General features: G+C 60.4%; 14 protein-coding genes. 5 read left to right on the forward strand and 9 right to left on the reverse strand.

Going from position 1 to position 15,008, the window contains the following annotated elements:
* Positions 1-21: 21 nt before the first annotated feature.
* From ACFPLB_RS13380 to ACFPLB_RS13400, 5 genes are read right to left on the reverse strand one after another with little or no spacing between them, the layout of a single operon-like run.
* Positions 22-789, reverse strand: a complete 768-nt coding sequence (locus ACFPLB_RS13380; protein ID WP_378230420.1) for an ABC transporter ATP-binding protein — start codon at positions 787-789, stop codon at positions 22-24.
* Positions 786-1,805, reverse strand: a complete 1,020-nt coding sequence (locus ACFPLB_RS13385; protein ID WP_378230423.1) for a FecCD family ABC transporter permease — start codon at positions 1,803-1,805, stop codon at positions 786-788. The genes ACFPLB_RS13380 and ACFPLB_RS13385 overlap by 4 nt, the downstream gene beginning before the upstream one ends.
* The gene (locus ACFPLB_RS13390) at positions 1,798-2,832 is read right to left on the reverse strand and encodes an iron ABC transporter substrate-binding protein (RefSeq protein WP_378230426.1); all 1,035 of its coding nucleotides are present in this window, start codon (positions 2,830-2,832) and stop codon (positions 1,798-1,800) included. The genes ACFPLB_RS13385 and ACFPLB_RS13390 overlap by 8 nt, the downstream gene beginning before the upstream one ends.
* Positions 2,829-3,326, reverse strand: coding sequence for a tRNA (N6-threonylcarbamoyladenosine(37)-N6)-methyltransferase TrmO (tsaA, locus tag ACFPLB_RS13395; protein WP_378230428.1), 498 nt, complete (start codon positions 3,324-3,326; stop codon positions 2,829-2,831). Before tsaA ends, ACFPLB_RS13390 begins: the two co-directional genes overlap by 4 nt.
* Positions 3,327-3,330: 4 nt before the next feature.
* Positions 3,331-3,540, reverse strand: coding sequence for a TOBE domain-containing protein (locus ACFPLB_RS13400; protein ID WP_378230431.1), 210 nt, complete (start codon positions 3,538-3,540; stop codon positions 3,331-3,333).
* Between the two features lie 343 nt (positions 3,541-3,883).
* On the opposite strand from ACFPLB_RS13400, the gene ACFPLB_RS13405 reads away from it, so the two are divergent.
* From ACFPLB_RS13405 to ACFPLB_RS13425, 5 genes are all read left to right on the forward strand, one after another.
* Positions 3,884-5,113: a molybdopterin molybdotransferase MoeA gene (locus ACFPLB_RS13405; RefSeq protein ID WP_378230433.1), complete on the forward strand. Its 1,230-nt coding sequence runs from the start codon at positions 3,884-3,886 to the stop codon at positions 5,111-5,113.
* Positions 5,114-5,421: 308 nt separating this feature from the next.
* Positions 5,422-5,901, forward strand: coding sequence for a hypothetical protein (locus ACFPLB_RS13410; protein ID WP_378230435.1), 480 nt, complete (start codon positions 5,422-5,424; stop codon positions 5,899-5,901).
* An 87-nt stretch (positions 5,902-5,988) separates the two neighbouring features.
* A complete protein-coding gene (gene exbB / locus ACFPLB_RS13415) occupies positions 5,989-6,945 on the forward strand; it encodes a tonB-system energizer ExbB (protein WP_378230494.1) in 957 nt (318 codons plus the stop codon).
* 4 nt (positions 6,946-6,949) lie between these two features.
* Entirely contained in the window at positions 6,950-7,423 is a 474-nt protein-coding gene (gene exbD, locus ACFPLB_RS13420; protein ID WP_378230437.1) for a TonB system transport protein ExbD, read from the forward strand.
* Positions 7,420-8,394 carry an energy transducer TonB gene (locus tag ACFPLB_RS13425; protein WP_378230440.1) on the forward strand — a complete coding sequence of 325 codons (975 nt, stop codon included), beginning with the start codon at positions 7,420-7,422 and terminating at the stop codon, positions 8,392-8,394. The genes exbD and ACFPLB_RS13425 overlap by 4 nt, the downstream gene beginning before the upstream one ends.
* Positions 8,395-8,497: 103 nt before the next feature.
* On the opposite strand, the gene ACFPLB_RS13430 is transcribed toward ACFPLB_RS13425, so the two are convergent.
* From ACFPLB_RS13430 to ACFPLB_RS13445, 4 genes are all read right to left on the reverse strand, one after another.
* Positions 8,498-9,928 (reverse strand): YncE family protein, encoded by a 1,431-nt coding sequence (locus tag ACFPLB_RS13430; protein ID WP_378230442.1) that lies wholly within the window; start codon positions 9,926-9,928, stop codon positions 8,498-8,500.
* Positions 9,929-10,066: 138 nt separating this feature from the next.
* Positions 10,067-10,825 carry a 2,3-dihydro-2,3-dihydroxybenzoate dehydrogenase gene (locus ACFPLB_RS13435; protein ID WP_378230444.1) on the reverse strand — a complete coding sequence of 253 codons (759 nt, stop codon included), beginning with the start codon at positions 10,823-10,825 and terminating at the stop codon, positions 10,067-10,069.
* Positions 10,806-14,744 (reverse strand): amino acid adenylation domain-containing protein, encoded by a 3,939-nt coding sequence (locus tag ACFPLB_RS13440; RefSeq protein ID WP_378230447.1) that lies wholly within the window; start codon positions 14,742-14,744, stop codon positions 10,806-10,808. The genes ACFPLB_RS13435 and ACFPLB_RS13440 overlap by 20 nt, the downstream gene beginning before the upstream one ends.
* An 11-nt stretch (positions 14,745-14,755) precedes the next feature.
* A complete protein-coding gene (locus ACFPLB_RS13445) occupies positions 14,756-15,007 on the reverse strand; it encodes a phosphopantetheine-binding protein (RefSeq protein ID WP_378230449.1) in 252 nt (83 codons plus the stop codon).
* Position 15,008 lies beyond the last annotated feature (1 nt).

Genomic DNA, 15,008 nt, shown 5'->3' on the forward strand with positions numbered 1-15,008 from the left:
GAAGTTGTTTTCAATCAATCATTATTCTGCCGTCACCACATGGCGGCCCGACGGCGTTTTTTCCACAGTCAGCGCGACGCCATAAAGATGGCTGAGCCGCTCCGGGGTCAGCACCTCATCCACCGGACCGGTTTCAAGCTGCTTGTCCGGGCCGAGCGCAAGAACCTGATCGGCGATAGCAAATGCCTGTTCCGGTTCGTGGGTGGACAAAAGGATCGACAGACCGTCATCGGCCAGAGCCCGTACCTTGCGCAAAACCTGAATGCGATTGGCGAGGTCGAGACTTGCGGTTGGCTCGTCCATGACGATGATTTTGGCCTGCTGCGCCAGGGCCCTCGCAATCAGGACCAGTTGCCGCTGCCCGCCGGAAAGCTGACGTGCATCGTGATGCGCCAGCGCGGCGATGCCGAGCCTGTCGAGCATTTCAAGGGCAATATTCACATCCGGTTGCGTTGGCGTGCTGAAGATGCCGAGATGCGCTGTGCGGCCCATCACGACCAGATCAAGCACAGTATAGGCAAAATCGGCGGAATAGGATTGCGGGACATAGGCAAGGTGGCGCGCAAGCATGGGCCGGGACAGGCTGGCCAGTTCGGCATCACCGACCCGGATCGACCCGGCAAGTTTTGGAAGCAGGCCGAGCAATGTCTTGAACAGCGTTGTCTTGCCGACGCCGTTCGGCCCGAGCAGGCAGGTGACGGTTCCGGCGCTCAGATCGAAAGCAAGGCGGTCGGCGATCATGGTCGAGCCATAACCTATCACCAGATCGCGCGCGGCAAGAACGCTCATGGCAGCGCCACCCGGCGGGATCGGGCCAGCAGCCAGACAAAGGCTGGCCCGCCGATGATTGCGGTGAGAACGCCAAGCGGAATTTCGATCTCGGCCACTGAGCGGGCAAGCGTGTCGACAATGACCATGAATATCGCGCCAAGCAGGATCGAGGCGGGCAGCAGCCGGTCGAAGCGCGGCCCCACGAGCAGCCGGGCCATATGCGGCACCATCAGCCCGACCCAGCCGATTATCCCCGAAACTGCAACCACGCTGGCGGTGACGAGGGTGGCGGCGGCAATCACCACTGCGCGTAGCCAGCCCGCTTCCACGCCAAGTGCCCGGGCTTCCTCATCGCCCAGCGACAACACGCCGATGCGCCAGCGCAACAGGATGAGTGGCAGCAGACCGAGGGCGACCACGGGCATGACGGTCATCACATCTTCCAGCTTTACGCCGGCAAGGCTGCCAAGCAGCCAGAAGGTGATTGCCGGCAACTGGTCATAGGGATCGGCCAGCACCTTGACGAGAGAGATCGCCGCGCCCGCCAGAGCGCCGACGACGATGCCAGCCAGCACAAGCAGCAAAACGTCGCCGCTGCCGCGCAGCATTTTGGCAAGCATGACGACGAGCATCACTGTCAGCAAGCCGCCGCCAAAGCCGAGAAACTGGATCGCCGCCACCGGAAGGCCAAGGAGAATGCCGAGCACGGCGCCAAACCCGGCTCCCGACGACACGCCTAGAATATCGGGAGAGACGAGCGGATTGCGAAAGAGGCTTTGATAGGCCGCGCCCGCCGCCGACAGGGCTGCTCCGACAAGAATGGCGGCAAGGACGCGCGGAAACCGGATCTGGAACAGCACCGTGCTGGCGCTTGCGATATCCATATCGTCTGACGCAGTGGCAAGGAGGATCGTCAGGATCTGTTGCGGGGAAACCGGGTAAGGGCCCGTTCCGGCAGCAAAGAGAACGGTGATGACCAGCAGGGCCGACAGCAGGACAAGAACGGCCGCCGCCGGTAATGGCTGTCTAGTCACGTGAGACACCCAGAAGGTTGTCGAGATCGGCATCGGAAAGGTCAGCCTGATAGAAAAGCCGGTAAAAATCCCGCACCTCGTCGCGCAGGTCTCCCGACACTTCCTGCGGATAGAGCTGATGCAGCAGCCAGGTCAGCCCAATCAGCCTGTTCACCGAGGGCGGAAAATCCACAAAGCCGAACGGGTTGCCGGGGGCCGGGAAAATGCGCCCCGATGACACAGCCGGAACGGGCTGCCAGATTGGGTTGGCACCGACGGAACCGGCGAATGCGGGTTCGAGCGCGATGATGGTTTCCGGGGCCCAGGCGATGATCTGTTCGGGCGAGACATTGACGATCCCGCCTTTCTCGCGCAGGCCGTCAACCACATTGATCGCACCGACCCGCTCGATGATCTCGGTGTTGATCGACCCGCGCGAGCCGCTTTCCAGCCCGTCCGTCCCGCGGGCGAGATAGACGCGCGGGCGGTTCTCCTCCGGTATCGAGGATAAAACCCTGTCCACTGAAGCGAATATGGTTTCGGCGGCGCTGGCCAGTTGTTCGCCGCGCTCGCCCACATCGATCATGTCGGCCAGAAGCCGGATGGCAGCAGGCGTATTGTTAAAACGGCCGTCGATCAGCAGATAGGGAATGCCGGTCTGTGCCTGAACCCTGTCGGCCAGAGAGCGGTAGGTTTCGCTGACTGTGCCGAAATCGATGATCACGTCCGGCTTGTCGGCCATCAGCCGCTCAAGATTGAGCGTGTCGCCACGGCCCGTCAGGCGTCCATGTTCGGGCAGATCGTGTACGGATGGAAGCAGGAACGGCTTGTCGGTCTCGCGCGGGGCTCTGACCCAGCCGGTCATTTTTTCTGGCGCCAGCATGTAAAGCAGTACCGATGCTGGCGGTCCGGCGGCAAAGACGCGCGTGACATGATCGGGAATTTCGACGCTGCGCCCGGCTGAATCGGTGACGGTGCGCGCCAGCGCCGGTGTTGCAAGAGCGATGATAAAGGCGATGAGAAACGCAAAAAACCTGCGAAAAATCATGGATTTTCTATCTCGTAATCGCCCCGCGTCGGCGGGGCGGGGGGTATGAACAGAGTACGATCGGGCTTGATGTCGAGAAGTGGCGTTCCGTCGAGGCAGTCGAGACCGCGAACGATGAGGGTCGTTTTCTCGATCTCAACCAGCCTGACGATCGACGTGCCGATCGGATTGGGCCGCATTGGTGAGCGCAGCGCAAAGGTTCCGCGCGTTGCGCCGTCATCGCGCGGGCTTTGCAAGACAAGATCGCGCCGGGAATGGTCCAGCCAGTAGAGCACTTCCAGGCGTTCATAAGCATCAATGCCTTCGAGCGCATCCGCCCATGCCTCATCAATCTCGATGCGGCAGAGCGGACCGTCATGACGGCCCTGACGAGGGCAGTCTTTGCGTGACGTCCACGGAGTACGGATGCGGCCGATATAAACCAGTCTGGCATCGCTTGCACCACACCATTTGATCGCCCGTTCTCCGTCCCGCAACCCGTCATCTTGCGCCATTGGCTCAGTCCTCGACGCCAACCATCACATCGGATGCCTTGATAACGGCAATCGCGTTCTTTCCCTTGGCAAGCTGCAATTCATCGGCAGCCTCGTTGGTGATCGATGATGTGACGATATTGCCGCCGATATCGATACGGACATGCGTGGTGGTCGCACCTTTGATGACCTCGACGACCGTTCCCTTAAGCTGGTTGCGTGCGCTGATTTTCATGGTTCTTTTCCTTTGTTTTCCGGTCGCCTCGCTGGACGACCATCGCCTGATAAAAGCTGTTTAGTGGCGCTGATGCAATGCCCTCCGGCTCGCTAATGACAGGCTGGAGGGCAGGCAAGACGAGAGCATTTCTTGTTTTCACAAAAACGGATAAAATGCTCCAGGCTCTTGTTTTAACCGCATTGTGCTTGCGTCAGATGATTTCATCTGTACCCACAGAATGCTCTATATATGTCGTTATATTTGGACAAATATATTGCGCAAGGCCGATTCTGGCCAGGTGCTGGACTTGGCAGATTTTTTTGGAAGTTCAGTTGGTTGTCTGGAAGGGAGCAAGACGGAAATGGATACGTCGTTTGGAAAGAACACGATCAGCGTCAAAGAGGCACGACACCTGATCAATTGCAGCATGCGCCTGACCGGCACACAGGAACTGGCGTTGCCGCAAGCGCATGGCCGTGTCCTTGCAAATGCGGTGGAGGCCCTGACGCAATCGCCACCTTTCGACGTTTCAGCTATGGATGGTTATGCGGTGCTGGCCGCAGATGTGCCGGAAGCAGGTGTGGTGCTGCCAATGTCGGGGGCCTCGAAGGCGGGTGTGGCCATGGTGCCAACCCTGCAGCGGGGAACCTGCATGCGCATATTTACCGGAGCGCCGGTGCCTCATGGAGCCAATGCAATCATCATTCAGGAAGATGTCGAGGCTAAGGGGAGGCAGATCAGCTTCAATGAGGTCGCAATTGAAGGATTGCATATCCGCAAGGCGGGCCTCAACTTCAGCAAGGGCGAGCAGCTGGCAGAGAAAGGCCATCTTCTTACCGCCCGCGACATCGGCCTGCTGGCTGCCGCCGGCCATGCCTCCGTTGCGGTTTTCCACCGGCCGCGCATTGCCGTGCTGTCAACGGGTGATGAGGTCGCCGCCAGCATGGCGGATGCGGCCAGCGGGCAAATTGTTGACGCCAATCGCCCTGCATTGCTGGCGCTGATCCGGGCATGGGGCGGCGAGGCGATCGATCTTGGCATTGCAGGCGACGACGATGCAGCCATTGTCTCGGCGCTGGACGGGCTGGAGGCCGACCTTCTGCTGGTGACGGGCGGAGCATCGGTGGGAGAACATGACCGTGTGCGCCCGGTGCTTCAGGCGCTCGGCCTTCGTTTCGACTTCTGGAAGATCCGCATGCGGCCGGGTAAACCGCTGATGTTTGGCACATTGGGCGCCATGCCGGTTCTGGGCCTGCCGGGAAACCCGGTTTCTGCGCTGGTCTGTTCGCTTCTGTTTCTTAAGCCCGCGATTTCCGTCATGACCGGAGGCGAAGGCCTGGGACCGGAATTTGAGAATGCGCGGCTGATGGAGCCAATCGACAAAACCGGTAATCGTGATGACTATTTGCGGGCAATGGTGGAAATGGCGGATGGCGCACTCGCGGTCAGGGTGTTTGCGCAGCAGGACAGTTCGATGCTTGCCGTGCTTGCAAGGGCTAATGCGTTTCTTTTCCGTCCTGCAGGCGCTCCGCCAGCCGATGCAGGCGAGATGGTCAAGGTGATACGGCTCAACATGGTTCCCGGTTACTGATCCAGACCCGGATTTAAAACAGCACCTGTTTTCAGGTGCTGTACCTGACCGGGCGGCAAACATTGACAATGGAATTTTATCATGACATTTGTACTCATCTTTTACTGAGAGATTAGGGTCAGGACCTGTTAGCCTGACTGGTCCTGACAGCAAGTGTTTGATTGGCCATGGTATGGGGAAAGTGAGCGGGATCGGCACGACAGGGGTTTCAGTTTATTCTTGATTAATATAATCAACATTAGAATTTACATGACCCCGTGATGACATTCGGGTCATCTTCAACCGCTCAAGCCTGATGGACACCGACAATGCCAATTTTCAAGCGATCCGCAACATTATTGCAGCGTGCCGCAGGTGCTGGCAAAATAATTCTCGCGGTACTTGGTGTTGCCAGTATCGTGCTTCTGCAAGGCGCCAATGCACAGGCGCAGGACGGTGGCGAGACACTTTTGCTGGAGTTGAACGCGCTGCAATCCAACGAGCGCGGCTGCCGTTTCACGTTCCTGATTGGTAATCATCTCGGTGTCGGCCTTGATGATGTCGCATTTGAACTCGCCCTGTTCACCAAAGCAGGCATGATCTCGCGGATGACGCTGATAGATTTTGCCGAACTGCCGGAAGGCAAGTCCAAGGTTCGCCAGTTTGATTTTACCGGAATTGACTGCGCCGATGTTGGCCGCGTTCTCGTCAACACCGCAACGCGTTGCAATGGCCCCGGCGTAGAGGCGGGCATCTGCATCGGACGCCTGAACACTGAAACCCGTACCGATACGATTTTTGGACGCTGAGTCTCGATTATGCAAATGATTACCCATCCTGGCCTGACGCGCACGGCGCAGTGGTCGCTTGTTGTTTTGATGTCGCTGTTTTTAATCATGTTCGTCACGCTCGACGTGTCGGCGCAGGAAACCCAGCCGGGCGTGACTGTGACACAACCCGCCGAACCGCAAACCGAGCCGGCCGCCGAACCACAAAACGAGCCGGCAATTCAGCCGGCAACAGAGCCGGAGCCGACCGCGAGCGAAGCGCCCCTGACGACACCCTCGATTGCAAATCAATCCTCGGAGGCAACTGAAATCGTTGCTGGCGAGGAGGCCGCCGATGAAGAGCAGCGGGTGCTGCCGCATGATCTGTCGCCATGGGGCATGTTCATGGCTGCCGACTGGGTCGTCAAGGCCGTGATGATCGGGCTTGCCATTGCCTCGCTGGTCACATGGACGGTGTGGATTGCAAAATCGCTGGAACTGAAAGGCGCGCAATTGCGCGCCCGCAGGGCGCTCAAGGGCATTGTCGAAGCCAGCACGCTTGCGCAGGCTGCCGAGAAAACGCGCAATCGCAAGGGCCCCGGCGCGTTGATGGTGCGTGCAGCCATGCACGAAGTGGAGATGTCGCAAGGCACACGGGGCAGCGGCACCGGCGAAGGGCTGAAGGAGCGCATCGCCTCGCATCTTGGGCGGATCGAGGCGCAGGCGGCGCGGAGCATGACGCGCGGCACCGGCATCCTTGCCTCCATCGGTTCGACCGCGCCTTTCGTCGGCCTGTTTGGCACCGTCTGGGGCATCATGAATGCGTTTATCGGCATTTCCGAGGCGCAGACGACAAACCTTGCCGTGGTCGCGCCGGGCATTGCTGAGGCACTGCTGGCAACCGCGCTGGGGCTGGTTGCTGCAATCCCGGCGGTGGTGATCTACAACAGTTTTGCGCGTTCGATCGCCGGTTACAAGCTTTTGCTGGCCGATGCATCGGCGGCTGTCGAGCGCGTGGTCAGTCGCGACATTGACCGCGACATGGCCACAGCAGGCGCTGCCTTGCACAAACAGGCCGCGGAATAGGACGATGGCTGGTCGAATCAACAGAGGCGACGATGACGATCTCGCGGAGAACCACGAGATCAACGTCACGCCCTTCATCGACGTCATGCTGGTGCTGCTCATCATCTTCATGGTTGCCGCACCGCTTGCGACCGTTGACATCAATGTCGATCTGCCATCCTCGGCAGCCACGCCGCAGCCACGCCCTGACGAACCGCTTTATGTCACGGTGCAGGAAGACTTGAGCGTCTCGGTTGGCAATGATCCCGCCAGCCATATCGAATTGGGCGCAGCGGTTGATCGCCTCACCGAGGGTGACAAGGAAACCCGCATCTTCCTGCGCGCCGACCGTGCGGTTGCCTATGGCGACCTGATGAATGTGATGAACCTGCTGCGCATGGCGGGATATCTGAAGATTGCGCTTGTCGGGCTTGAAGGCACCGGCGAGGCCGCACCGCAAATGCCGGCGGCAACGGCAACGGAGACTGTCGAGCCATGAATGCGAGGCCCGATGTTGCATGGTCGCAGCAGGTGGCGCGAAGCAGCGCGTCTCACCTCGTTTTGTGGACCACAGCAGCGGCACTGGCTTTGGGTGCTCATGCGGGGACTGCGTGGTGGATCCTGCAGGAACCGCCCGTCATACCGGCAGAAGCCGGTGGCGAGCCAGCCATCATGATCGACCTTGCGCCTGTCGCCATGGCGCCTGCTGCCGTCGAGGAGGAGATCTCGCCCGATCTCGTCGAGTCGGTCGCCGCTGAAGCTTTGCCAACCCCGGTCGATGTCGAGCCGGTTGAACCTGTCGAGGTGGCGGAAGCTGTGCCGGTTCCCGTCGAGACGCCGCCGGAAACCGAGGTGGCAGAGCCGGTGGAACCCGATGAGGTCGTGCCGGTCGATATTGCCGAGCCGGTCGAGGAGCCGGTTGAGGTCGAGCCTGTCGAGGAGCCGCTCGATATTGCCGAGCCTGTCGATCCCATCGAGGAGATGGTTATTGCCAGGCTGGAAAATGTCGAAGTTCCGCTGCCGATAGTGCGTCCGGCCCCGCCGAAGCCGCAGGTCAAGAAGCAACGCCAGAAGCCGCCGCAGAAACAGCAATCCGCACCATCGCGTGATGCAACGCGCGCGCAGGCACGGGTGCAGCAGGAAGCGCGGCAGGTTGCAGCGCCGCAGACCAACCGTGGCGGAAGTTCGGTTTCGCCCGCTCGCTGGCAGTCGCGGTTGATGGCGCATCTGGAGCGACGCAAGCGCTATCCGGCTGAAGCGCGCCGTCAACGCAAGGAAGGCGTTGCGCAAGTTCGCTTCACCATCGATGGCAATGGCAATGTGCAATCGGTGGCGCTGACGCGCTCGTCCGGCGTGGCGGAACTTGACCAGGAAGTGGTGGCGATGGTGCGCCGCGCTTCACCCGTTCCTGCGCCGCCTCCGGGCATCAATCGCACAATCGTCGTGCCTGTCCGGTTCAATGTGAGATAGCCTGCGCTTAAAAAGCATTTGCAGCCATCTGGCTGCAAAATTGCTCTGGCAACAAAAAAAACCCGCTTCGGCGGGGCTTTTTCATGTCTGGTGCTGCTGATCGTCAGGGCTTCAAGGTAATACGGGTAATGCGGTCACCAGCGGGATTGTCTGCCCCGCGTGACTTGTTCACCGCAAAGACATTGCCCTTTCCGTCAGCAAGCACATGGTTTGGCAGCGGCGCGTTTTCCAGATTTGCAACGATGTTGCCATCGGGATCGACCACGGTGACAGTGTCGGCGCCACGGTTGCTGACATAGGCAAGGCGATTGACCGGATCGAACGCCACATTGAGCGCACCCGCCCCGACCAGCACGTTATGAAGCGTCTCACCGCTCTCGGCATCGACGATGAGGAGATTGTCGCTTCCCTGGGCTGCAACAAATATGCGGTTGGTTTCATTGTCATAGGCAATACCGATCGCCGAGCGAGCACCCTTCAATGTAATGACCTTGTCGACGGTGTTGGTGGCGGTGTCGATGATTGCCACCTCAGCCGTGCTCAGGCTGACCGCAAACAGCTTGCCGGTCTTGGCGTCGAATTGCAGGCTGGCAGGCGAAAATGTCTCGCGGCGGTTGTTGGACTTGATCTCGATCGGATCAGCCTGCTCAAGCGTTTTGGTGTCGAAGACAACGAGTTCGGCAACACCGATTTGTGAAGCATAGGCGTTGCCGGAGGCGATGGCGACGTCGCGGGCGTGGGTCGCAATTCCCGGCTCGAACTGCTTGATCAGGGAGAGATCCGACTGGCTGTAAACAGCGACCGTGTTCTGGCGGGTATTGGTCACCCAGACCGTTCCGTTCTCCTCGTCAACGGCAACGCCATAGACGGCATAGAGACCGCCTTCGCGGTCTCCGCTTGCCGGTGCTGCAGGGGGCGCGACCTGCGCGATAATCTCGAGTGTCGTCGGATCAACCTTGACGAGCGTCGAATCCTTGATCGGCGGGCGGCCAACTGCAGCAGTCACGAAGAGTACGTCATTGCTGGCGCTGTAAGCTGTCTGATAGAGGCCCTGCACGAGTTTTTGGTCGGCAAGATCAAACTTTTCTGCGCCCGATAGCGGGATATCCGGTGAAATTTTCAGCTCGACGATTTCGGCGTGGTAAGGCTCTTGTGTTGAAAGCACGAGCGGATGGACGCCGACCGCAGCATCTGCCGGCAGCGTGAACCCGGCCTCAAAGCGACCTTCACCGTCTGCGGTCGCCGGTTCTTCCGCCGAAGGTTGCAGACCACGGGAGATGACGATCTTCTGTCCAGGCTTGAAGTTCTGGCCGGTGACCTTGACCTCGCTTCCGGGAAGAACCGGCTGGCCGGGCGCTGCGGCTTGCGCGCGGACCTGACCGCTGGTCTGGGCCGGTGCATCGAACGCGACCTGTGCAAGTGCCGGGCTCATGCCTCCCGCAATCGCCCCAACCGCAATCGTTGCTGCAAGAAGCGTCGTTCGTGCGGCAAGCGCAAAGCCGTGCCCACGGATGGTTCGGATGGTCCTGATCATGGTGTCAAATCCCGAAATGGTTAAAAATTTGAGTGGCTGAGCCTGACAGGGCGGCCTGCTCCACAGGCGTAATACTAAAGATGACTATAATACTCAAGATAATGTTTGCAATCCGATTGTACCGGCCAGATGCCATGCTCAGGCGCGCTGGGTTGCGCCGCCATCGACATAGAGATCGGCCATGGTGATATGAGCGGCGCGGTCGGACAGCAGGAAGACAATTGCATCGGCAATGTCGTCGGGGCTTGCCAGCTTGCCAAGCGGAATGCCGCTCTTGAAAGTCTCCAGCGATCCGGCAATCACCTTTTTGGCCCCGCTATCATCAGCCCACATGCCGGTCTGCATCGGCGTGAGGGTGGAACCGGGAGCTACGATGTTGCAGCGGATGCCATGCGGGGCAAGTTCCATGCCGAGACAGCGGGTGAACATCGTCGAAGCTGCCTTCGATGCCGCATAGGCTGCCATGGCATGGCGCGGCACACCGGCGGCATTGGATGAAACGGTGACGATTGCGCCGCGCTGTCGCGGGGTCATCACACGCGCCAGCGCGCGTGATACATGAAACACCCCGTCGGTGTTGACGGCAAAGACCTGTCGCCATGCCCCGTCATCCGTTTCGGTCACAAGGCCCGTGGCCAGCACGCCTGCGACATTGACGCCAAAGTCGATCGGCCCCTGTTCGGCCTCGATGCGCGTAACCAGTGCATCGACGGCAGTGCTGTCGCGCACATCGAGCGCATGGGTCGTGCAGGCAAGGTCTGCGAGCATTGCTGTGTTGAGATCGCTCGCCACGACGCGGGCGCCCTCGTCGAGAAGCTGGCGCACCACGGCTGCCCCGATGCCGCCGCCCGCGCCGGTGACGAGCGCCAGCCTGCCTTCAAGTCCTGAGGGTTTCATCTGTCGTTTCCTGTTGCCTGTCATGTGCTGCAAGCCGTTTTTCCAGTTCCGGCGCAATCATTGCGCTGGCTTCGGGCGAGGTAAGATGGGCGTGCAGGAACGGGACATCGACCACGTCGATATGCGCTGCATGCGCACGCCACAATCCGGGTGCAAGGTCGGTTCCCGCATGGTCGAGGGCGGCACGAACATGGGTCAGCGTGCCATCGAAGCGCCGATGGACATGTCCGCGCACCAGACGGTTGACATCGAGCACCGAACGCACGACGCCATCAAGTGCTGCCGGTGGAAGATTGCCCAGCGCACTGTTGCCCTTGCGCAGAAAATCGACGATTTCATCGCGGGTCACAAGGTCTGTATGTGCGTCAGGGTCATGGCCTGCAATTGCCAGCAAGGCACGCAACGCCGCCGACTCGTCCGGTGTTGCTTCGGAGCGCCAGCACTCGGCAGGATAGGAATCCAGCAGCGCCAGCAGCCCGACCTCATTGCCCGCATCACGCAGTATCGCCGCCATTGCCTGGGCGATGATGCCGCCCACCGACCAGCCTGCAAGGTGGAACGGGCCGTTTGGTTGAATCGCGCATATGCGCTCAACATAGTCAGCCGCAAGCTTTTCAAGACTGTCCGGGGCAAGATGCGCATTGTTGAGCGTCGGGGCCTGAAGGCCATATATCGCACGTGTCGGCCCCAGTGCCCGTGCCAGATCGCGATAGCCCCACGAGATGCCACCAGCCGGGTGGATGACGAATAGCGGTGGCGCATCGGTTGTGCCCGCAGCAAGGCGGATCACTGGTCCAAGACCGTCATCCGTTGACAGGCTTTCGGCCTCGATCACCGCCGCAAGATCGCCAAGGACGGGATGTTCAAACAGCGCGCCAAGGCCGGGATCGCGCCCGAATTCCTCCTGCACCCAAAGCATCAGATTGACCGCCAGCAGCGAATCGCCGCCAAGCATGAAGAAATCGGCATCTGCACTGGCTGGAGCCGGCAGGCCAAGGATTTCTGCAAAAAGACCCGCAAGCACGATCTCGACTGGCGTGGTTGCGGGCCTCACCCCGGTATCGACGAAATCGGGTGCCGGTAATGCTGCGCGATCAAGCTTGCCGTTGGAGGTAACGGGAAGATGGTCGAGCGCAACGATGGCCGCTGGCACCATATAGTCGGGCAGGCCTGTGGCAAGCCTGCGACGCAACTCGTCTTCCTCATAGGTTTTTTCGGCAACGATATAGGCAACGATGCGCTTTTCGCCCGGGCGGTCCTCGCGTGCGATGACGCCTGCCTGTCTTGCCAGACCGCTTGCCATCACGGCGGCCTCGATCTCGCCAAGCTCGATGCGCAGGCCACGTACTTTCACCTGATGGTCGGAGCGGCCAAGGAACACGACCGCGCCATCATCGTCCACACGCGCAATATCGCCCGTGCGGTAGATGCGCTCGCCTTGCCGGAACGGATCGGGCATGAAGCGCTCAGTGGTCAGGTCGTCGCGGCCAAGATAGCCGCGTGCAAGCTGGATGCCGCCCAGCCACAATTCACCGACCACGCCAACTGGGAGCGGGCGCATGCGCGCATCGAGCACGTAAAGTCGTGTGTTCCACACCGGAAAGCCGATCGGCACGGGCGACGTGGTATCATCTGCCCCGGCTTCCCAGTAGCTGACATCGACGGCGGCCTCGGTCGGGCCATAGAGATTGTGCAGTTCGGCCCGGATCATGCGATGGAACCGGTCGCGCTGGTCTGCCGTCAGTTCCTCGCCCGAGCAGAACACGCGGGCAAGCGTCAGCCCGGCGGCAGAGGGTGAGGCGAGAAAGGCAGACAGCATCGAGGGCACAAAATGCAGCGTGGTGACAGCTTCCGCACGGATGAGCGTGGCTATCGCCTGCGGGTCGCGGTGAGCGCCGGGCGGGGCGATAACCAGTGTCGCACCGCAAATCAGCGGCAGGAAAAACTCCCACACCGACACGTCGAATGTCGCGGGCGTCTTTTGCAGGATACGATCCTGCGCGTCAAAACCGTAATGGCTGCGCATCCATTCCAGTCGGTTGACGATGGCGCGATGCTCGATGACGACGCCCTTTGGCTCGCCCGTCGATCCTGACGTGTAGATCACATAGGCCATGTCACTGGTGGATGCTTCCGGCAGTAAGATGCCGGAAACCTCCTGCGGCCACTCGTCAGGGCCAAGACGGGTCAATGAGGCATCAAACAGTTGAGCAGCGTCATCGCGTGCCAGCACGCAGACAGGCTGCGACGACTGCATAATGCGTTCGATGCGTGCTGGCGGATGCTCAAGATCGAGCGGCATATAGGCTGCCCCGGCGCGCAACACGCCGACAAGGGCGATCACCAGTTCAAACGAGCGCGGCAGCGCAACCGCAACGATCCGGTCGCGTCCGGCGCCAAGCTCGACAAGCCTTTCGGCAAGCGCCGCCGAGTGCCGGTCAAGCTCGCCATAGGTCATCGTTCGGCCATTGAAGCGAAGGCAGCAAGCCTCCGGCGTCTGGCGCATCCTATCTTCGATCAGCTTGACCAGCGTTACATCCGCCACCGTATGGCCCGTATCATTCAGATCGAATAACAGGCGCTGCGCTTCCTGTGGCGAGGCGGTGGCAGTCGCGGACAGAGACGGTGCATCAAGTGCCGCCCCGATAAAGGCCAGCAGGCGGTGGGCATGGGCTTGCGCATCCCCGGCAGAATAAAGATCGGGGTTGGAATCCGTTTCAAAGACGAGGGTTTCAATGGCGTCGCCACGAAATGTAAAGGTGATGTCGTCAACAGCGCCCGCCCCTAGAATGTGAAGCCGCACATCAAGGCCGGACATTTTCGGCGCGACATCGAAGGGCTGGACATTGATCATCGGCCCGAACAGGCGTCGATGGCCGCCGATCAGCCCCAGTTCGCGGCGCATCTGCTCGCTGCGGTAGCGGCCATGGCGGCGCATGCGTATGGATTGCCGCGCAATATCGCCCAGATAAATTTCCAGCGGGGCCTCCTCATCGACGCGCACGCGCAGCGGCAGGACATTCATCAGCGTGCAGGGAAGCCGGGCGGCCTTGCTGCCGAGCCGCCCCATATGCGGCACGCCGACGACGATCTCGTCGCCCTCGATGAAACGTGCGCAATAGGCGGCAACGATGCCGACAAGCATGTCGGGCCAGGTCACCTTGTATTCCTTTGCCAGCACCTGAAGCCGCTGGCACAAATCCTGCGGCACTGTCAGCGTTTCGCGGCGGAAGGAATGGGCGGAAACTGCCCGACCGGGCGCCAGCGAAGCGACTTGTGGCAGGGCGTCGAGATAGTCACGCCAGAATGCACGATCCGTTTCGCGCCGCTGCGATGCAAGATATTCGGCATCTTCCTTGACCGCCTGGTGAAATGGCGGAAAACCGGCAGAGGGGGTCGCGCCGGTTTTCTGCGCTGAATAAAGCTCGGCAACCCGGTTTGTCACCAGCACCATGCCGTAACCGTCAATGGCAAGATGATGGATGCGTTGATACCAGAAGAAGCGCTCCGGACCGAGAATGAACAGCCGGAACGAAGAAAGATGCCCGGCGGCAAGATCGACGGGCGTATCGGTGTCCCGGCGCATTGCTTCAAGTGCTGATTGTTCAGGTTCGGGCGCATCGCTCAGATCGACAATGTCAAGGCGCGGGCGAAGCGTGTCATCGACATGCTGAACGGGGCCGTCCGGCGTTTCCTCAAAACGCAGGGACAGCGCCTGCGCCTCACCTGCCATCTGGTCGAAGGCGCTGCGGAATGCGTCAAGATCGAGCTGACCGAGAATTTCGAGATACTGACCGGTGTTGAGGATCGGGTTGTCTGGTTCGATCTTCTGCAAATACCAGAGGCCGGACTGCGCTTCGGTCAGGGGCAGAGGCTGAACGTAGCTGCTGCGTTCGGCCTGTAACTGTCGGTTTTCCACGATGGCGGGCCTTAACCCGCCGCGTCCGGCTTTGCAGCCTGCCGCGCCTGCACGGCATCCCACCAGGCGGCAAGCGTGAAGCTTTCGGCGAATTCGCCAAAATCAGGGTCAATGCCAGCCTCTTGCCAGATAAGGATGAGGTTCATGAGACGCATGGAATCGAGGCCGAGATCCATCAGATTGTCGTCAAGGCCGATGGCTTCCGGCTCTTCGCCAATCATTTCGGCAATATCTGCGCGCATCTTTTCAAGGGTGATGGCCATG

The organism is Aquamicrobium segne, from assembly GCF_042656785.1.
Lineage (GTDB): Bacteria > Pseudomonadota > Alphaproteobacteria > Rhizobiales > Rhizobiaceae > Mesorhizobium > Mesorhizobium segne.